This window comes from Bradyrhizobium sp. LeoA1Lang (assembly GCF_055413685.1).
This window is the reverse complement of record NZ_JBVAPG010000159.1, coordinates 1-18,011: the sequence shown is the minus strand read 5'-3', so window position 1 is coordinate 18,011 and position 18,011 is coordinate 1. Positions and strand designations below refer to the sequence as shown.

Below are 18,011 nucleotides of genomic sequence, written 5' to 3'. Positions count from 1 at the left end.
GGAAAGCCTGGTCCAAAGGTGATGCGCCTGGGCCTCGAAGCCTTCCGTCGCATCAAATACGGCACCACTTTGAGGCTCAAAAATGTGTGAATCGGATAGCCGGTGACCGGGCTTTCTTGCCACCGTCGCTCTGCAGGTTAACCGCAGAACTTAGCGCCAGCGTCGGGGCGCCAGGACCACACGACTTCGCCGTCCGCTGATGTCACGCTCGTCAGTCGCAACACCCGCGTCCACCGCATCTCACCGCAACGTTCGTGACGATCGCGAGCCGCCCCTCATTCGCGTGAGACGCGCGGAGTTAAATCACTGATTTGCCCGACGACGGAAGCGGAATGTTTTTTGCGCGAGGACTGGACGGGGCAAATCACGTTGAAATAGCTGGCGAATTTTTCTCGGCTGTCATTTCGGGGTGTCGCGAAGCGGCGAGCCCGGAATCCATTTCTCCGCCAGCGCAAGTGGTTGAATGGATTCCGGGCTCGCGCTTCGCGCGCCCCGGAATGACGGAGAATGGGGAGTCCGTGGCTATCCCTCGAGACGCCGCTTCGCGGCTCCTCGGGATGAGGACGCGAGGCAGCGGGCTAACCTGCCGCTTCATCTGAGAGCGAGCTTGCTTCCAGCCATTCTTCCTCGGCGCGCTGCAGTGCGGTTTCTGCGCCGGCGCGCGCTTGGGCGAGTTGTGCGGCCTGCTTCGGATCGCGCGTGAACAGGTCCGGCAGCGCGAGTGCGGTGTCGATCTTGGCAATGATGCCGGTGATGCGTTCGATCTCGGCCTCGGCCTGCACGATCCGCTGCTTCGGCGGGATGCGCTTCTCGCTTTTCGGACGCTCGGGCTTGGTGCTCTCCTTGCTGCGTTCGCGCGAAGCCGGGCGTATCTCATTCGCGGACAATATCGTCCTGCGATAGTCGTCGAGATCGCCGTCATAGCTCGTCACGGTGTGGTTGGCGACGACCCAGAGCCGGTCGGCGCAGGCCTCGATCAGGTAGCGGTCGTGCGAGACCATCAGCACGGCGCCGGGAAAATCATTGATCGCTTCGGCGAGCGCGGCGCGGCTGTCGATGTCGAGATGATTGGTCGGCTCGTCCAGGATGATCATGTTGGGAGCGGCGAAGGTCGCAAGGCCGAGCAGCAGCCGTGCCTTCTCGCCGCCCGACAGGCTCTTCACCAGCGTATCCCCCGCTTTGCCGGAAAAGCCGATGGCGCCGACGCGGGCGCGCACCTTGCTCTCCGGCGCATCCGGCATCAGCTTGCGGATGTGGTCGTAGGGCGAGCCGTCGAGATTGAGCTCGTCGACCTGATGCTGCGCGAAATAGCCGACCGAGAGCTTTTCCGCGCGCGTGATCTTGCCGGAGAACGGCGCGAGCCGGCCCGCGAGCAGCTTCACCAGGGTCGACTTGCCATTGCCGTTGGCACCTAGCAGCGCAATGCGGTCATCGGTATCGATGCGCAGCGTCACGCGGTTCAGCACCGGCTTGTCCGCATCATAGCCGACAGCGACGTCATCGACGGCGATGATCGGCGGCGACAGCGTCCTCTCGGGCACCGGGAACGAAATCTCGTGCACGTCCTGCGTCACCAGCGCGGTGACCGGCTTCATCCGCTCCAGCATCTTCCGCTCCAGCATCTTCATGCGCGATTGCGCCTGGCGCGCCTTCGAAGCCTTGGCCTTGAAGCGGTCGACGAAGGCCTGCAGCCGCTTGCGTTCCTCGGCCTGGCGCTTGGCGTGCTTTGCATCGAGCATTTCGCGCGTGGCGCGCTGTTCCTCGAACGAGGAATAGGTCCCCTTGTAGAGCGTCAGCCTGCGGTGATCGAGATGCAGGATCTGGTCCACGGAGGTGTCGAGGAGGTCGCGGTCATGGCTGATCACGATCACGGTACGCGGATAGTGGGCAAGATGATCCTCCAGCCACAGCGTGCCTTCGAGGTCGAGATAGTTGGTCGGCTCGTCCAGCAGCAACAGATCGGGCGCCGCAAACAGCGTCGCGGCAAGCGCAACCCGCATGCGCCAGCCGCCGGAAAACTCGGCGCATGGCCGCGCCTGGTCGGCGGCCGAAAATCCGAGGCCGCTGAGGATTGCGGCCGCACGGGCAGGGGCGGAATGGGCGCCGATGTCGACGAGCCGGGTCTGGATTTCCGCGATCCGGTGCGGATCGTGCGCGGTCTCGGCCTCGCGCAGCAGCGCGTCGCGCTCGAGATCTGCCTTCAACACGACCTCGATCAGGCTTTCCGGACCATTGGGCGCTTCCTGCGCGAGACTGCCGATCCGCCAGCGTGGCGGGATGGTGATGCTGCCGGCTTCAAGCGGAAGATCGCCGCGGATGGCATGAAACAGCGTCGACTTGCCGACGCCATTCCGGCCGACAAAGCCGACACGGGCGCCTGGGATGATCTGTACCGAGCTGTTCTCGATCAGAAGCCGCCCGGCGATGCGGACGGAGATATCGGAGATGGAAAGCATGCGGCGTTGTCACCGGAGCCGCCGCCAAACGCAGCCCATCAGTCCGGTAAATTATACTCTAGCTTTTCAGCTCCGCAGAGTTGCCCGAGGGCGGCCGCGGTCAATGCAGGCCGTCTTCCTCGCGTCGGCGCATCTCATCCAGCAGGTGCTGCAAATGAGACGTCAGGGACGCCTCCGGGCGGAAGCTCTGCTGCAGCCGTTCGCCAACCGCGTCGCAAATGGACCGGCAGGTCTTGTGATCGAGCAGCTCAGAATCAGTGTGGCTTCGGCTATTCATGATCGGTCTCTCGGCGAGTTCCATCTCGCCTTGCTTGAACGAAATCTCGCAAGGTCAAGTCCCAAGAGCCGAATTTGTTTCCAATCGTCGCGCCTCGTATCCTCGCTCAGAGATAGCAGACCAGTGGGTTCCAGGTGCGCAAAAAAGCCCCGGCGTTGCAGCCGGGGCGCTCAAGTCTGGGGGAGCTCAGGTCAGGTCAATAGCAGCGGTTGATGAGGCGCCAGCGGGGGCCCCAGGGGGTCGGCACCAGGCGGCGCGTGTAGCAGCCGCCATAGCCGGGGCCGCCGTAGTAGGCGGGACCGCCGACAACGACGCGCGGACCCCAGCCCCAGCCACGATGCCAGCCACCGTGCCAACCGTCCCATGCCGAGGCGGAGGTCGGCGCCAGCGCAGCCGCGCCGAGCGAGGCCGCGGCAAGAGCGACAAGCGAGAATTTACGTAGCATGGTCGTCTCCTCGAGTTTCGGCGCCCGTTAGACGCGCCGGCGGTGACAATGTCTCTCGTGACGCCCTCGCATTTAGCTTTGTGGATGAGCTTCGAAGGCGTCCGATCGGTGAACAGCCTAGACCGCGCGGTCTGAACGGGAGCGCGACGCCAGCTACAGAATGGGTTCACGTTCGTGAAATTGTCGTAATCCGGCCTGGTTAACCCTGAGCCACCCGAAGGCGATGCCGATCCCTGGTCGCCAAATCGTGCCGAAACCAGATCATGATCCGATTAGACGGATCGGATCATGATCTCATCTCTTTGTTTGAGCGTGATCTTTTCGGAAAACCGATTTCCACTTTTCCGGATCATGCTCTAAGGCCAGGGCGACACCGGGTCGCTTGCCGTTGCGGGATCACGCCGATATAAGCCCCGCAACTCGTTAACCAGCGTTTGCAAGGACGATATCATGGCGATTGAACGCACTTTCTCGATCATCAAGCCCGACGCGACGGAGCGTAACCTGACCGGCGCGGTCAACGCACTGATCGAGAAGGCCGGGCTCCGGATCGTGGCCCAGAAGCGGATTCGCATGACCCGCGGGCAGGCCGAGACCTTCTATGCCGTCCACAAGGCGCGCCCGTTCTTCGGCGAGCTGGTCGAGTTCATGACCTCCGGCCCGGTCGTGGTCCAGGTGCTGGAAGGCGAGGGGGCGATCGCCAAATATCGCGACGTGATGGGCGCCACCGACCCGTCCAAGGCCGCCGAAGGCACGATCCGCAAGCTCCATGCGAAATCGATCGGCGAGAATTCTGTGCATGGATCCGATGCCCCGGAGACGGCCGTGATCGAGATCGCGCAGTTCTTCTCGGGCAACGAGATCGTCGGCTAGGGCATTTTCGGTTCTGATTGAATCAGGACCGAAGCTCTGGATTTTAGTTTTGACGCGTTTTCTTCAGGCGAACCGGTATCCACTTCGCTCGAGAACGCTCTAAAGCGTGATGACTTTTCTTCGAATCGTCATCCCGCTTTAGCTCTTTGTTTGAGCATGATCTTCCTGCGCAAACGGTTCGCGTTTGTCGCGAGGGAAAACCGGTATCCACTTTTCCGGATCGTGCTCTAATACAACGAAGTTGCGGCGGCTTGAGCGTCGCCAGGGGTGGTCGCAAGGCCGAAAGGAAGCGCTGTGGACTGGCTGTGGCAGATCGTTGATCCCGCGAACCTCGCGGCTTTCTTCACGCAGTTCAAGAGCGAGATGGCGACCACGACGTTCTGGGTCGCCGTCAGCAAGATCATCTGGATCAATGTGTTGTTGTCGGGCGACAACGCATTGGTGATCGCGCTGGCCTGCCGCGGGCTCGCGCCGCGCCAGCGGTTGTGGGGCATGATCTTCGGCGCGGCGGCCGCGGTGATTCTGCGCATCATCTTCACCGGCATCGTCGCGACCTTGATGGAATTCCCTTACCTCAAGCTCGTCGGCGGGTTGGCGCTGATCGTGATCGCGGCAAAGCTACTCGTTCCCGAACACGAGGACGAGGACAGCGTGGATGCGGCCGCGCATCTGTGGGCGGCGGTGCAGATCGTCGTCGTCGCCGACATTGTCATGAGCCTCGACAACGTGATCGCGGTTGCCGCCGCGGCCAATGGCAGCGTGCCGCTTCTGGTGTTGGGTCTTGCGATCAGCGTACCCCTGATCGTCGCGGGCGCGGCGCTGATCATGGCGCTGCTCAACAAGCTGCCGGTGCTGGTCTGGGCCGGCGCGGCGCTGCTCGGGTGGATCGCCGGCGATGTGATCGCGACCGATCCGGCGGTCGATCCGAAGCTCGATGCGCTGTTTGCCGGACCGGTCGGCGGCGCGCTCGATTCCTGGCTGGGGGCGCTCGGCATCGGTCCGCATTTTGCCGGCGGCGGCCATGGCGGCGAGATCGCGCTGGCGCTGCTTGGCGTCATCGTGGTGCTGGTCGTCGGATCGATCTGGCGCCGACGCGCAATGCATCACGCCGAGCGGGCCGCCAAGGCGGCCTGACTCACTTGGGCATGGTCTGCTCGGAAAACCTTTTCGGGGCTATGCTCTAGGGACGGCGATACGTTCGCCAGACCTCCACATGGCTTGGCGTGACCGGCTTGTTGTCGGCGTCCCTGAAGACGCCGGTCCAGGGGTTGCCGACCCAGACCGTAATGGGCTGGACGCACCGCGGCAGTCCCCTGCCGATACTGATTTCCTTCAGCAGCTTTGTGATCGTGGCATCGAGATCGGCATTTCCAGCCGATCGCACGAGTTGGCTCCGCTGCACGTTTCCGAGGTCGTCGAACCAGAGCTGGGCCTGGGCCTGGAACTTGCGGCTGTCCGCTCTCGCGTTGCGCTCGACCACGTTGCGGAGTTGCGAGGTGATCATCGTGAGATAGGCGCTGGCGGTGCCGCAGCCGCTGCCTCCGCCGTTGTCACCGTCCCCGCCGATGAGAGTGCCGGCGTTGGATCCCTTCGGCAGAGCGGCCTGCCTCCAATCGGGAGGCGCGTCCAGGCTCAACGGATCCGACACCGGGGGCAGTTTTGTCTTCGGCTGCGGCGGCGCGGGCTTCGGCTTCGGTGTCGGCGCGGCTGCGACGGAATCCCGGCGATTGTTCACCACCTTCTTCGGGGGGACCGGGACGGGTGGCGGCGCCTGCAGAGTGCGCTGCGTCGTCTCCTTCGCCGGCTCGGGAGGCCGCTGCGGAGGTGGCGGGGGAACAAGCAGAAGCTGGATGATCGTCGGCTCGCGCCGCGCCGGCTCGGGGCTACGCAGAGCCATCCAGATCAGCGCGAACAGGCCGAGCGCCAGCACCAGGGCCACAGCAATCATCGCCACCGTCGACCAGCGCTCGCGCCAGACGTCGAGCGTGGCGTATCGCTGCAGCGCCTGAATGTCCTGCATCGCTCCTCCACTGTGCCGCGATCAGCGGACAGCATGTAGCCCGGGTGGAGCGGAACGCGTAACCCGGGACACCTGCAGCCGCGTTGCGAGCGACCCCCGGGTTACGCTGGCGCTTCACCCGGGCTACGGCACTCTTTGTTTGAGCATGATCTCCGCGCAAACGCTTCGCGTTTGTCGCGAGGGAAAACTGGTTTCCACTTTTCCGGATCATGCTCTAGCGCCGCACGATCGAACCGGTGCGCCCGACCAGACGCGCCAGTTGCTTGAAGCGGCTGCCGACGCGGTCGGCGACGAGATCGACCATCCGGTGTTCGAACACCAGCATGAGTTTGCGTCCGTCGGTGCGGAAATGCGTCGACGGCAGCACGCCGGGTCGTGCTGCCGAGATCAGGTGCGCGACGCGAAACGCGGCGCCAAGCAGGCGCGCGCGTTCGAGCATCGTATGCGGCACCATCTCCTGCACGATTTCCGGCGGTTCGTTCTCAAGACTCAAGCCGGCGTAGCGGTAGAACACCGAGAGCGCGACGAAGGTGCGGCCCTGATGGGTGATGGAGCCGAAATTGCCGTTGGTGATGAGGCTGAGCGTCTCCTCGCCGCGGTGATCGGGATGCACGCGCCAGCCGATATCAGACAACAGGCAGGCGGCATGACGCAGCCTGCGGTCCTCGTCGGTCTCGCGCAGCCTCACGACACGCACGAGCCGATCGGTCCAGGCGATCAGTTCCTCGGCATGGCGCGCCGACCGCGAGAGCAGGCCGTTCATCGTCTGCGCTGCGCAGATCAGGCCATCCTTGGCGCGCTCGGCTGGCGGCAGCATTTCGTAGAACAGGCCTTCGCGCACGCCGAAGGTGGAGAACACGATCGTCTTCGGCTTTGCCACCCGGATGATGTATTCAAGAACGAGCGCGGCGTAGGTGAGCAGCGGCCGCCGCGCGTCGGCCACAGCCTCGATATTGGCGAGCATGTTGGTTGCCGCCAGCCGGCGCAAGCGCTGCGCGAAATCGAGCGCGTCGGCGGCGGGAATCGAATAGCCATGCATCACCTTGAGCGGATAGCCGCTCTGGATGATGTGGATGCGCGCCAGCGCGCGCCAGGTGCCGCCGACCGCGTAGAAATTGCGGCCGCGGCCCGCCTTGAGCTGCGGAACCTCAGACAGCTCGTTGCGGACGATGCGCTCGGCGCGTTTCAGCGATTTGTCCGAGAGGTCCTGCAGCGCAAGGCTGCCGAGCGGCAGCGTCACGCCGCTGTGGACGCGATTGCCCTTGACGTCGATCAGTTCGACCGAGCCGCCGCCGAGATCGCCGACGATGCCGTCGGGCTTGTGCACGCCGGAGACGACGCCCAGGGCGGAGAGCTTGGCTTCCCGTGGACCCGATAGAATTTCGATCCGCGTTCCGCAGATGCGCTCGGCCTCGGCGATGAAATCAGCACCGTTCCTGGCGTCGCGACAGGCCGCTGTCGCGATCGCATAGACGTGGCCGACCCTCTGGACCCGGCACAGCGCGCGAAACCGCCGCAGCGCCGTCAGCGCTTTTGCGACCGCATCCTCCGCAAGAAGCCCCGTGCTCTGCACCTCGCGGCCGAGACCACACAGCGCCTTCTCGTTGAACAGCGTGATGAGGCTGCGCGACAGCGACTCGTAGATCACGAGACGCACCGAGTTGGAGCCAATATCGATGACAGCGACGCTGGTAGCGCGCTTGCGCGGTCGCTTCACCGGAAAGTCCCCTTGTGGTGGCTAGCGCTCGTTGCGGCGAGTAAGCCGGCGGGGCGAAGATTCCTTGAGAGACTTTCCACGGCCCGACAGACTTGGATTCGTCATGAAGTAATTATGAAGGTTGAAAGGCTCTTCGCCTTTCGCGGCCTTCATACGCGTTGACGATCCGTCGGGCAACAATTGCCAGCTCTGCTCGGTGTCCTTCAGATTCGCGACCATGATCTGTTCGAGAACCTGCTGATGCACCGTGGGATTTTGCAGCGGACACAGCACTTCGACACGGCGGTCGAGGTTCCTCGGCATCATGTCGGCAGAGGAGATATACACAGCCGCTTTTGCGCTGGGCAGGCCATATCCCATGCCGAAGCAATAGATTCGGCCGTGTTCCAGGAAGCGGCCGATCACCGATTTGACGCGGATGTTCTCGGAAAGCCCGGGCAGGCCCGGCCTGAGGCAGCAGATGCCGCGCACCACGAGTTCGATCGGCACTCCCGCTTGCGATGCTTCATAGAGCGCGTCGATGATGTCGGGGTCGACCAGCGAGTTCATCTTCATCCAGATCGCGGCCGGGCGGCCGTGTCGCGCATGGTTGCTCTCGCCCTGGATATGCTCGATCATGCGCTTGCGCAGCGTGAGCGGCGACACCGCCATCTTCTCGATGTCGCTCGGCTCGGCATAGCCGGTGATGTAGTTGAACACACGCGCGGCGTCGCGGCCGATGATCGGGTCTGACGTGAAGTAGGAGAGATCGGTGTAGATGCGCGCGGTCACCGGATGGTAGTTGCCGGTGCCGGTGTGGACATAGGTCGTGAGATTGCCGCCCTCGCGGCGCACCACCATCGATAATTTGGCGTGGGTCTTGAGCTCGATGAAGCCGTAGACCACCTGCACGCCGGCGCGCTCGAGGTCGCGCGCCCAGCGGATGTTCGCTTCCTCGTCGAAGCGCGCCTTCAGCTCGATCAGCGCCGTGACCGACTTGCCGGCTTCAGCCGCTTCGGCGAGCGCGCGCACGATCGGCGAATTCTGCGAGGTGCGATAGAGCGTCTGCTTGATGGCGACGACGTCGGGATCGCGGGCGGCCTGCTGCAGGAACTGCACCACGACGTCGAAGGATTCGTAGGGGTGGTGGACGATCAGGTCCTTCTGCCGGATCGCGGCGAAGATATCGCCGCCATGGTCGCGCACCCGTTCCGGATGACGCGGCACATAGGGTGTGAATTCGAGATCGGGCCGGTCGAGCCGGGTGAGTTGCGACAGCTCGTTCATGGCCAGCACGCCGTCGACCAGGAAAACCTCGTCATCGGCGGCGTTGAGCGCGTGTTGCACGAACAGGCGCAGCTCTTCCGGCATCTTGGCCTCGATCTCCAGCCGGATCACCGATCCGCGCCGGCGTCGCTTCAGCGCGGTCTCGAACGTGCGGACGAGGTCTTCGGCTTCTTCCTCGATTTCGATTTCGGAGTCGCGGATGACGCGGAAGGCGCCCTGGCCGTTGACCGTGTAGCCCGGGAACAGGCGCCCGATGAAGAGGCCGGTGGCCTGCTCCAACGTGATCAGGCGCAGCCGGCCATCACTGGGGATGCGGATGAAGCGGTCGATCTTGCCGGGCATGCGGATCAGCGCGTTCATCGCCTTGCCGTCGGAGACCCGGGATAATTGCAGGGCCACCGTGAAGCCGAGGTTCGGAATGAACGGGAAGGGATGCGCCGGATCGATCGCGAGCGGCGTCAGCAGCGGAAAGATGCTGTGGAGGAAATGATCCTCGATCCAGGCCCGCTCCGTCTTGGTGACGTCCCGCCCATCGACGAGGTTGATGCCGACTTCCGAGAGCATCGTGCGCAGGTCGCTCCAGATCGCCTGCTGGTCGGAGGCGAGCTTGGAAACGGTCTGGTTGATCAGGACGAGCTGTTCGGATGGCGTCAGGCCATCGGGGCTGCGCTCCGGGATGCCTTCACGGACCTGCGCCTTGATACCGGCGACGCGGACCATGAAGAACTCGTCGAGGTTGTTGGCGGATATCGACAGGAATCTCACCCGCTCGAGCGCGGGATGGCCGGGATTGACGGCCTCTTCCAGCACGCGGCGATTGAAATGCAGCCAGGAAAGCTCGCGGTTGATGAAGCGTTCGGGGCTCGTCGCGATCGCCGGCAGCCTCTCAGCAACCTGTTCTTTCTCTTGTACTTCAATAGGTTGTGCCGATTCCATGAAGTTCTCGATCCATTCGCGTTCAGGGCCAGAGCCACTTAAGCAAAGGCAACGCAAACCTTGTGATAAGGGGATGACGTTTCGATGACATTGACGTTCTCCGCGCCAGCGCCGTCAAGTCACAGGGTCAGGCGTGGCGCCACAGTTCCGCCGCCAGCGCCCGCGTCACCGGCCGCCCCAGCCGCAGCGCCTCGGTGTCGAGCAGTTCCACCGCCTGGCGGGCGGCGGCGTAGGAGCGCTCGATCCGGCTGGCGAGATAGCTCACCAGTGATTCGTCCACGGTCATCTGGCGGTCCGTGCAGTATTTGACGATCAGGCCGCGAAACAAGAGATCGTCTGGCGGCAACAATGACACGGTCGGCACCGCACGCAGCCGTGACCGGAGGTCGCGCAATTCGATCTCGAACGCCGACGGCGGAATGCGAGCGGTCATCAGCACGAAGGCTTCGTCCTGGCGGGCGAGATTGAGCAGGTGAAACATCGCGCGCTCGTCGAAGCCGTGCGGGTTCAAGTCTTCGACAACGAGTGCGCCGGTCGCGAGGTCCGCCGGCACGGTCTCGGCCGACAGTGCGTGCGCCGCTGTCGAGCGCGCGCCGGCCCGCTCGGCCCAGATCGCGGCGAGGTGGCTTTTTCCCGATCCTTCGGGGCCGACCAGAAGCATGATGCGGTTCGGCCAGTCGGGCCAGCTCTCGATCAGAGCGAGGCCGGCCTCATTCGCCGTTCCCTCGAGGAAGTCGTCGCGGGTCAGGCTCTCCGCATGCGGCAGCGCCAACGCAAGCTGACGAGGGTGAACGCTACCTGCCACGCAAAAACTCTCCGGGGCTTTCATTCTCTTGACGCGTTTTCTGCGCAGATAAGTCTACGCAATCTGCGTAAACTTGATTGCTATGCGAACCGGTGCCCACTTCGCTCGAAAACGCTCTTAGCTCGAAAGCGCTCTAGCGCGCTTCGATCGTGCTCATGTGCCGCACCCACTCCACGAGATAGAGGGAGACGGAAACCAAAGTAAAGATGGTGACAAATCCCATCAGGATCAGATCATAAGGCCTTGGCTGGAAACCGAAACCGAGCGAGGCCAGCACCAGGGCTGCGAAGGCAACCTGAGCTCCCGTGTTAAGTTTCGAGACCATCAGCGGTTTTATCTCGACCGGCTTGTCGAACAGCCAGGACACGATCACCGCCGCCACGATCATGATGTCGCGCGACACCACGAGGATGACAAGCCAGCGCGGCACCGCGCCCCAGATCCCGAGCGCCACATAGATCGACACCAGCAGCGCCTTGTCGGCGAGCGGATCGAGCAGGGCGCCGAGCTCGCTCGTCATGTTGAAGCGCTTGGCGAGGAAACCGTCGACGGCGTCGCTGACGCCGGCAATCACGAAGATCGCAAACGCGATTTCCATCTGGCTGGAGACGATCGCCCAGACGATGACCGGCACCAGAATGATGCGGCCCAGCGTGATGATATTGGGTATGCTCAACTCGGTCGCTTCCCGGCTACCGGCCTGAATTTACGGAAGATTCGGCCCCTCTGGGGGCTGAGCCGGTCGTTATCTACATAGTATACCGCCTGCCGCCTTGCGAGCCATTGCGCGGGGGCGGAATTCCTCGTAACCAGCCGTCTTCAACTGGAATTTTGCATGACCGAGCGCAAGAACGGCCTCACTTACGCGGATTCCGGCGTCGACATCGATGCCGGCAACCGGCTGGTCGATCTGATCAAGCCGATGGTCCGTGCCACCGCGCGCGCCGGCGCGGACGCCGAGATCGGCGGCTTCGGCGGCCTGTTCGATCTGAAGGCGGCCGGCTTCAAGGACCCCGTGCTGGTGGCCGCGACCGATGGTGTCGGCACCAAGGTCAAGATCGCGATCGAGACCGGGCTGCATGACGGGATCGGCATCGACCTGGTGGCGATGTCGGTCAACGACCTCGTCGTGCAGGGCGCGGAACCGCTGTTCTTCCTGGACTATTTCGCCTGCGGCAAGCTCGATCCGGAGGCGACGGCTGCGATCGTCGCGGGTGTCGCCGAGGGCTGCCGCGAATCCGGCTGCGCGCTGATCGGCGGCGAGACCGCGGAGATGCCGGGGCTCTACAAGGACGGCGATTATGACCTCGCCGGGTTTGCGGTCGGGGCCGCCGAGCGCGGGACGCTCTTGCCGCGACCGGATATCGCCATTGGCGATGCCGTGATCGGCCTGGCTTCGTCCGGCGTTCACTCCAACGGATTTTCGCTGGTGCGCAAGATCGTCGAGCAGTCGCGCGTCAGCTTCGACGCGCCGGCGCCGTTCTCGCCGGTTATGACGCTCGGCGGCGCGCTGCTGACGCCGACCAAGCTCTACGTCAAATCCTGCCTGCGCGCGATCCGCGAGACCGGGGCGATCAAGGGGCTGGCGCACATTACCGGCGGCGGCTTCACCGACAACATTCCGCGGGTGCTGCCGAAGCACCTGGGTGTCGGCATCGATCTCGCCCGGCTGCCGGTCCTGCCGGTGTTCAAATGGCTGGCGGAAGCGGGCGGTATCGCCGAGCTCGAGCTGCTGCGCACCTTCAACTGCGGCATCGGCATGATCGCGATCGTGAAAGCGGATGCGGTTGAGCGGGTCATGGAGGTCTTCACCGAAAGTGGCGAGACCGCGACGTTGCTCGGTGAGGTGATCCACGCGACCGGCGAGCATCGCGTAGTCTACAACGGCCATCTCGATCTTTCGCAATGAAGCGCAGAGTCGCCATCCTGATTTCCGGGCGCGGATCGAACATGGTCGCGCTGATCGATGCCGCGAAGGCGGACGACTTTCCGGCCGAGATCGTCGTCGTGATCTCCAACCGCGCCGACGCCCCAGGCCTCGCCAAGGCGAGCGCGAGCGGCATTCCGACCATCGTCATCGAGAGCAAGCCGTTCGGCAAGGACCGCGCCGGCTTCGAGGCGAGGCTGCAGCGCGCGCTCGACGAGAAGAACGTCGAGCTGATCTGCCTCGGCGGCTTCATGCGGCTGTTCACGGCCGAATTCGTGCAGCGCTGGTACGGCAGGATGCTCAACATCCATCCGTCGCTGTTGCCGTGCTTCCCCGGCCTCGATCCGCATGGCCAGGCGCTTAAGGCAGGGGTGAAGATCTCGGGCGCCACCGTGCATTTCGTGATCCCGGAGACCGATGCCGGGCCGATCGTGGTGCAGGGCGCGGTCGTGGTCGCCGATGACGATACGCCGGAGACGCTGGCGGCCCGCGTCATCCAGATCGAGCACCAGATCTATCCGGAAGCGCTGCGGCTGCTTGCGGCAGGCCGGCTCACGCTGGAAGGCGATGTCTGCAAGACAGCGGGAAACGCAGCGTCAGACGGCACGCTGATTTCGCCCGCGGCAAGTTAGTGCAACGTCCGCGTCCGTCAAAGAAATCCCCCCGGGGTGATGCCGGGGGTAGTGCCAGAGCTGATCGTGACTGGAGTCTAGGAGACCTTGAGGTTTTCCGCGGATGCCTTGCCGCGGTTCTCCACTAGGTCGTACTCGACTGTTTGGTTTTCGTTGAGCGTAGAGAGTCCCGCACGCTCAACCGCCGAGATATGGACGAAGACGTCCCTGTCGCCGACGGCCGGCTTGATGAACCCATAACCCTTGGTTGGGTTGAACCACTTGACGGTACCCTTCGGCATCGCCTGTCTCCTCGTCTAGACGTAAAAAAGACGCGGCCACGCTTTGCGCGTGCCACGCCACAAACCGGTTTCCGGCAGTCTGATCAAAATCCGATTCTTAGACTTCAAGGTCACGAAACGCACAGTCGAACGGCCCAATCCGATTGTGCCGGAGATTGCAACACGAAAACTGCAAGTTAGCAAGCCTCTGGTGCGCCACGGAAAATCGGTGCTCCGCGGCAACGCCTGTGGCCGATCGACAACAATGCTGCGGCCTGAGGCGAAGTGTGCAAGGCCGGCTGATTGACGCTCCCGGTGAAGTAGGGGCAAATCGGCCGATATTTACAGCTGTTTTTACGCATTTTCAGGCTCGCGTCGTTTGGGAATTGAATACATGCGCTGCTCGTGGCGCCCGTCGGGGGCAAGCTCCGTCAGAGGCTGCCGCGGCCTGGCATGGGCGATTGCGGCCGCGCTTTGCCTGGCCATCGGCACGATCTGTTCGGCGCAGGCGCAATCGCGGCCGCCGACGCCTGCACCAACCCCGACCCCACCCCCAGCGGCGAGTCCAACGCCGAGCCTAAGTCCGACGCCGATCCCGTCGCCGACAGCCGGCATGGTTAACGCCGATCTCGCGGCGGGCTCGGCGATAGCCAATCTTGGCAGCAACTTCCTGGAGCGGATCGGCAACCAGGCGGCCAACGGCTTCAACCGCATGGCGCGGACCAACCCCGGTGGAGGAGGTGCCTCCGAGAGCGTGGAGGCGCCGCGCTTCCTCCGCACCTGGTTCGAGGGCTACGGCATCTCGGCGCGCAACGACGCAGTCGGGGATTTCGTCGGCGACCGCCGCAAGACCTGGGGCGGGGTGGCCGGCATCGGTGCGCGAATCGCGCCGGGCGTCAATCTCGGCTTCTCCGTCGACCAGAGTCGCACCGACATCGATGTGCCGCTCGCGCTGCAATCGGCGGCCATCGACCTGACCCAGTTCGGCGCCCACGCCACCGTCGACAAGGGGCCGTGGACCTGGGCGATCGCTGTGGTGCACGGCTTCGGCAACATCCGCTCCAGCCGCGACACCGGCTTTGGTCTTGCCACGGCGGGTTACAACGCCAAGCTCGATGGCGCGCTGAGCGAGCTCAGCTATTACTGGGACAAGGACCAGAGCCGCATCGTGCCGAAGGCGAGCCTCGAATATGTCCGCGCCAGGACCGGATCATTCCAGGAGTTCGGCGGCCTCGATCCGGTCTTCGCCAGCGCCGCCACTGTGGAGCGGATGCGGGTGATGATCGGGGCGGAAGTCGGACACTACTGGATCTTCGACCAGAAGGTGTTCGACCTCTCGGCCTATGGCAAGTTCGTCGACAATGTCGCGCAGAACTTTGGCGATATCACCGTCAGCCTCGGCAGTCAGAGCATCACGCTGCAGGGCATTGCTGAAAGCCAGTATGGCGCGGATGCCGGCGCGGTGGCGTCGCTCAACCTGACCAATACCGCGCGGCTCTATCTCAACTACGACGGAAAATTCCGCGCCTCGATGCAGTCGCACCAGGGCGCTGTCGGCGTCGAGTTCAAGTGGTAGTCGCCTCGGTCGGGAAAGGCTTGGGCGCCACGTAGTTCTGCAATCCAAAATGCTCGCGCGATCCCACCATCAGCGGCGTCAGTTCGTCGGGATGGATGAATTCGTCGCGGAAGCAGGCATAGACCTTGGGATCGAAGATGCTCTTCAGCCATTCGATCATCAGCGTGTGGCGGTCCGAGTGGCGGAACTGGCGATGATAGCAGAGCCATAGATCCAGTTGATGGTTGACGCCGAGGTCGACCGCGACCAGCGGCGCGCCGAGCGCAATCACCGAACTCGGCAGGAAGCCGATTCCCGCGCCCTGTTCGACGGCGTAGAGCGCGGCCACGCTGGAATTGGTGGAGATGCCGACGATGCCCTCCAGCGAGTCCACGCCGAGGATCCGCTTGTAGGTGCCGTCGCCATGCGGCACGCCATCCTGCTTGACGATGCGATGATGCTTCAGCTCGTCGAGCGATGTCGGCAGGCCGTAGGCATCGCGATAGGCTTTCGAGGCGAAAGCGTGGATGTGCAACCGGCCGATCTTTGTCGCGATCAGTTCGGGATCGCTCGGCCGCTCGATTTGAAGCGAGATGTCGGCTTCCTGCCGCGGAACTTCAGCGCAGTCAGATACGCAACGCAGCTCGACGATGATGTTGCGGTGGGTCCGCTCGAACGTGATCAGCCGCGGCAGCACCCAGAAATTCCCGGGTCCCTCGGTCACCGCGATCCGCACGGTGCCGCTCACCTCCGCCGGCGCACGCGCGCGCCTGACGACGTTGAGGCTGAGACGCTCCATCTGCTCGACATCGAACAGCAGCGCCCGTCCTTCGCCGGTCAGCGCCAGTTGCGTCTCGTCGCGTGAAAACAGCTTGCAGCCGAGATCGTCCTCGAGCTTGTCGATCTTGCGCATCATTGCGGTTGCCGGCACGCCGAGGACGTCGGCGGCGCGGCTAAAGCTGCGGTTCCGTGCGCAGAGCAGGAACACCCGCAAATCTCCCCACTCAGGGCGAAGCGCGTCTTCAAGTTTCTTGCGCTGCATGGGCGCAGCGCTGCCGGCCAGATCATGCGGCATGCGTTTCTTGTCCCGTGTAAAGGGATGATGCCGCAACCTAGGCGATGAAGGTGCACAAAATGTTGCTTGCGACCTGGAATTTCAACATAAGTGCGCTAGGTCTGCGCAAGGCGATAACTACCCCGTTACTCCTTGGCGCGTTCCACCTTGACTACGCGTCCCTTGTCGATCGCAAGCGCCAGCCGGCCGTGCTTGAGCTTGAGCGCCGCCTCGCCGAATAATTCGCGCCGCCAGCCGTGCAGGGCGGCGACGTCGGCATGATCGTCGGCGGCGATCTGCTCGAGATCATCGACGGTCGCGATCACCTTGCTTGCGACCGCGTGTCGCTCCGACGTCATCCTGAGCAGCACCTTCAACAGTTCGACGATCGCTGCACCATTGGAATTGTTGCGCGGCTTCTCGATCTTCGGCAGTTTCGCGAAATCGCGGGCGAGCCCGCGCTGCACGGCGGCGATGATGTCCGTGCCCCATTTCGAGCGCTCGAATCCTTTCGGCAGCGAGCGCAGGTTGGCAAGCTTGTCCAGCGACGTCGGCGCATGTGTTGCGATATCGCCGACCGCCTCGTCCTTCAGCACGCGCGAGCGCGGCACGTCGCGGCTCTGCGCCTCCTGCTCGCGCCACGCGGCGACCTCGATCAGCACCGCGAGCTCGCGCGGCTTCCGCACCCTGGTTTTCAGCCGCTCCCAGGCGCGCTCCGGATGGAAGTCGTAGGTGCGGGGCGAGGTCAGGATCTCCATCTCCTCGCTGACCCAGTCGTTGCGGCCGCGCTTCTTCAGGTCCGCGTCGAGCGCGGTGAAGACGTCGCGCAAATGCGTGACGTCGGCGACGGCGTATTGAGTCTGCTCGGCGCTGAGCGGCCGGCGCGACCAGTCGGTGAAGCGGTGGGTCTTGTCCGGCCGATGGCCGGTGATGCGCTCGACGAGCTGGTCATAGGCGATGCTGTCGCCATAGCCGAGCACCATGGCCGCAACCTGTGTGTCGAAGATCGGGTGCGGGATGGTGTTGGCGCGGTGCCAGACGATCTCGATGTCCTGCCGGGCGGCGTGGAACACCTTCAGCACCTGCTCGTTGGCCATCAACTCAAAGAAAGGTGTCAGGTCGATGCCGGGGGCGAGCGCGTCGATCACGACGGCCTCATCCGGGCTCGCCATTTGCAGCACGCAAAGTAGGGGGTAGTAGGTCGTCTCCCGCAGGAACTCGGTGTCGACGGTGATGACGGGGTGGGCGGCCAAGCGGTCGCAGGCCGCCTGCAGTTCCCAGGTGGTGTTGATCAGATCCATGAACAGTCCATGACGCTTCCGACACGCGTTCTGCCGAAAGCGCAGGTATGTCAAGGGGCTTGGCTGCAATTCTGGCCCTGCATAGGCTCAGGTCAGACCGCGGGGAACAGGCCGCGGAGGCGCCGGCCGGGCGAAAACAGTGGTCGGGCGGCCGCCCTACTCGTGACGCCCATGCTTGGAGGGCCGCCGTGCGGCGGGCATTGCGAGCACGACCAGGCAGAGAGCCACCATCGCCATTCCCACGAATTCAAGAGCAAAGGCTTCCATCGGCAATCTCCCTAACAAAGTCGTAAGACTTGTCGGGATCGGGTTGATGGTCTGTTAAGGGATTTGGTTACCGGCCGTGCGCCGCCGCGATGGTGGACGAGCGACTATCTGGATTGTCAAGTTGCATTGGCGTAAGCGGCACGCGCCTCGCGTGCTTTGGCGTTGAGGCGGACCAGGAGCTTACGGGCGAGCGCAATGCGAATGACCATTTTTTCCTTTC

Annotated in this window: 17 protein-coding genes and 1 pseudogene; 6 read left to right on the top strand and 12 right to left on the bottom strand. The window is 63.7% G+C overall.

Annotated features, from left to right (window positions below; all coding sequences use genetic code 11):
• Positions 1-578: 578 nt before the first annotated feature.
• The 3 genes from abc-f to ACZYOF_RS35080 form a co-directional block, all read right to left on the bottom strand.
• Complete coding sequence (gene abc-f, locus ACZYOF_RS35090) at positions 579-2,456, bottom strand: ribosomal protection-like ABC-F family protein (protein WP_463718620.1); 1,878 nt, start codon at positions 2,454-2,456, stop codon at positions 579-581.
• A gap of 100 nt (positions 2,457-2,556) precedes the next feature.
• The gene (locus tag ACZYOF_RS35085; protein WP_463718621.1) at positions 2,557-2,757 is read right to left on the bottom strand and encodes a hypothetical protein; all 201 of its coding nucleotides are present in this window, start codon (positions 2,755-2,757) and stop codon (positions 2,557-2,559) included.
• A gap of 172 nt (positions 2,758-2,929) precedes the next feature.
• A complete protein-coding gene (locus ACZYOF_RS35080; protein ID WP_463718619.1) occupies positions 2,930-3,178 on the bottom strand; it encodes a sulfur globule protein precursor in 249 nt (82 codons plus the stop codon).
• A 450-nt stretch (positions 3,179-3,628) separates the two neighbouring features.
• On the opposite strand from ACZYOF_RS35080, the gene ndk reads away from it, so the two are divergent.
• Positions 3,629-4,051 (top strand): nucleoside-diphosphate kinase, encoded by a 423-nt coding sequence (gene ndk, locus ACZYOF_RS35075; RefSeq protein WP_130581400.1) that lies wholly within the window; start codon positions 3,629-3,631, stop codon positions 4,049-4,051.
• 294 nt (positions 4,052-4,345) lie between these two features.
• On the top strand, positions 4,346-5,185 hold the full coding sequence (locus ACZYOF_RS35070; protein ID WP_130581401.1) for a TerC family protein: 840 nt from the start codon (positions 4,346-4,348) through the stop codon (positions 5,183-5,185).
• Between the two features lie 46 nt (positions 5,186-5,231).
• On the opposite strand, the gene ACZYOF_RS35065 is transcribed toward ACZYOF_RS35070, so the two are convergent.
• From ACZYOF_RS35065 to ACZYOF_RS35045, 5 genes are all read right to left on the bottom strand, one after another.
• A complete protein-coding gene (locus tag ACZYOF_RS35065) occupies positions 5,232-6,071 on the bottom strand; it encodes a TonB C-terminal domain-containing protein (protein ID WP_463718618.1) in 840 nt (279 codons plus the stop codon).
• A 214-nt stretch (positions 6,072-6,285) separates the two neighbouring features.
• The gene (gene ppx, locus ACZYOF_RS35060) at positions 6,286-7,788 is read right to left on the bottom strand and encodes an exopolyphosphatase (RefSeq protein ID WP_463718617.1); all 1,503 of its coding nucleotides are present in this window, start codon (positions 7,786-7,788) and stop codon (positions 6,286-6,288) included.
• A gap of 21 nt (positions 7,789-7,809) precedes the next feature.
• Complete coding sequence (locus tag ACZYOF_RS35055) at positions 7,810-9,990, bottom strand: RNA degradosome polyphosphate kinase (RefSeq protein ID WP_463718616.1); 2,181 nt, start codon at positions 9,988-9,990, stop codon at positions 7,810-7,812.
• A gap of 127 nt (positions 9,991-10,117) precedes the next feature.
• Entirely contained in the window at positions 10,118-10,795 is a 678-nt protein-coding gene (locus tag ACZYOF_RS35050) for a P-loop NTPase family protein (protein ID WP_463718615.1), read from the bottom strand.
• Between the two features lie 133 nt (positions 10,796-10,928).
• Positions 10,929-11,471 carry a CDP-alcohol phosphatidyltransferase family protein gene (locus ACZYOF_RS35045; RefSeq protein WP_028165891.1) on the bottom strand — a complete coding sequence of 181 codons (543 nt, stop codon included), beginning with the start codon at positions 11,469-11,471 and terminating at the stop codon, positions 10,929-10,931.
• 159 nt (positions 11,472-11,630) lie between these two features.
• Here ACZYOF_RS35045 and purM point away from each other — a divergent pair, with 159 nt between their 5' ends.
• Positions 11,631-12,704, top strand: coding sequence for a phosphoribosylformylglycinamidine cyclo-ligase (purM, locus tag ACZYOF_RS35040; protein ID WP_394569533.1), 1,074 nt, complete (start codon positions 11,631-11,633; stop codon positions 12,702-12,704).
• Positions 12,701-13,354, top strand: coding sequence for a phosphoribosylglycinamide formyltransferase (purN, locus tag ACZYOF_RS35035; protein ID WP_463718614.1), 654 nt, complete (start codon positions 12,701-12,703; stop codon positions 13,352-13,354). The genes purM and purN overlap by 4 nt, the downstream gene beginning before the upstream one ends.
• Positions 13,355-13,431: 77 nt before the next feature.
• Here purN and ACZYOF_RS35030 read toward each other — a convergent pair whose 3' ends face one another.
• Positions 13,432-13,635 carry a cold-shock protein gene (locus ACZYOF_RS35030; RefSeq protein WP_130581408.1) on the bottom strand — a complete coding sequence of 68 codons (204 nt, stop codon included), beginning with the start codon at positions 13,633-13,635 and terminating at the stop codon, positions 13,432-13,434.
• 384 nt (positions 13,636-14,019) lie between these two features.
• On the opposite strand from ACZYOF_RS35030, the gene ACZYOF_RS35025 reads away from it, so the two are divergent.
• Positions 14,020-14,235 (top strand): hypothetical protein, encoded by a 216-nt coding sequence (locus ACZYOF_RS35025; protein WP_463718613.1) that lies wholly within the window; start codon positions 14,020-14,022, stop codon positions 14,233-14,235.
• The gene (locus ACZYOF_RS35020; protein ID WP_463718612.1) at positions 14,228-15,190 is read left to right on the top strand and encodes an autotransporter outer membrane beta-barrel domain-containing protein; all 963 of its coding nucleotides are present in this window, start codon (positions 14,228-14,230) and stop codon (positions 15,188-15,190) included. Before ACZYOF_RS35025 ends, ACZYOF_RS35020 begins: the two co-directional genes overlap by 8 nt.
• Here the strand turns inward: ACZYOF_RS35020 and ACZYOF_RS35015 are convergent.
• The 3 genes and pseudogenes from ACZYOF_RS35015 to ACZYOF_RS35005 form a co-directional block, all read right to left on the bottom strand.
• Positions 15,180-16,244, bottom strand: a complete 1,065-nt coding sequence (locus ACZYOF_RS35015; protein WP_463718611.1) for a LysR family transcriptional regulator — start codon at positions 16,242-16,244, stop codon at positions 15,180-15,182. The two genes, ACZYOF_RS35020 and ACZYOF_RS35015, sit on opposite strands and share 11 nt — an antisense overlap.
• Before the next feature lie 125 nt (positions 16,245-16,369).
• On the bottom strand, positions 16,370-17,524 hold the full coding sequence (rnd, locus tag ACZYOF_RS35010; protein WP_282530473.1) for a ribonuclease D: 1,155 nt from the start codon (positions 17,522-17,524) through the stop codon (positions 16,370-16,372).
• A gap of 383 nt (positions 17,525-17,907) precedes the next feature.
• Positions 17,908-18,011: pseudogene (locus ACZYOF_RS35005) on the bottom strand (IS110 family transposase); the annotation flags it as partial.

Coding starts and splice junctions, on each gene's coding strand:
- abc-f (WP_463718620.1), bottom strand. CDS start 2,456: ATGCTTTCCATCTCCGATATCTCCGTCCGCATCGCCGGGCGGCTTCTG.
- ACZYOF_RS35085 (WP_463718621.1), bottom strand. CDS start 2,757: ATGGAACTCGCCGAGAGACCGATCATGAATAGCCGAAGCCACACTGAT.
- ACZYOF_RS35080 (WP_463718619.1), bottom strand. CDS start 3,178: ATGCTACGTAAATTCTCGCTTGTCGCTCTTGCCGCGGCCTCGCTCGGC.
- ndk (WP_130581400.1), top strand. CDS start 3,629: ATGGCGATTGAACGCACTTTCTCGATCATCAAGCCCGACGCGACGGAG.
- ACZYOF_RS35065 (WP_463718618.1), bottom strand. CDS start 6,071: ATGCAGGACATTCAGGCGCTGCAGCGATACGCCACGCTCGACGTCTGG.
- ACZYOF_RS35055 (WP_463718616.1), bottom strand. CDS start 9,990: ATGGAATCGGCACAACCTATTGAAGTACAAGAGAAAGAACAGGTTGCT.
- purM (WP_394569533.1), top strand. CDS start 11,631: ATGACCGAGCGCAAGAACGGCCTCACTTACGCGGATTCCGGCGTCGAC.
- purN (WP_463718614.1), top strand. CDS start 12,701: ATGAAGCGCAGAGTCGCCATCCTGATTTCCGGGCGCGGATCGAACATG.
- ACZYOF_RS35030 (WP_130581408.1), bottom strand. CDS start 13,635: ATGCCGAAGGGTACCGTCAAGTGGTTCAACCCAACCAAGGGTTATGGG.
- ACZYOF_RS35020 (WP_463718612.1), top strand. CDS start 14,228: ATGGTTAACGCCGATCTCGCGGCGGGCTCGGCGATAGCCAATCTTGGC.
- ACZYOF_RS35015 (WP_463718611.1), bottom strand. CDS start 16,244: ATGCCGCATGATCTGGCCGGCAGCGCTGCGCCCATGCAGCGCAAGAAA.
- rnd (WP_282530473.1), bottom strand. CDS start 17,524: ATGGATCTGATCAACACCACCTGGGAACTGCAGGCGGCCTGCGACCGC.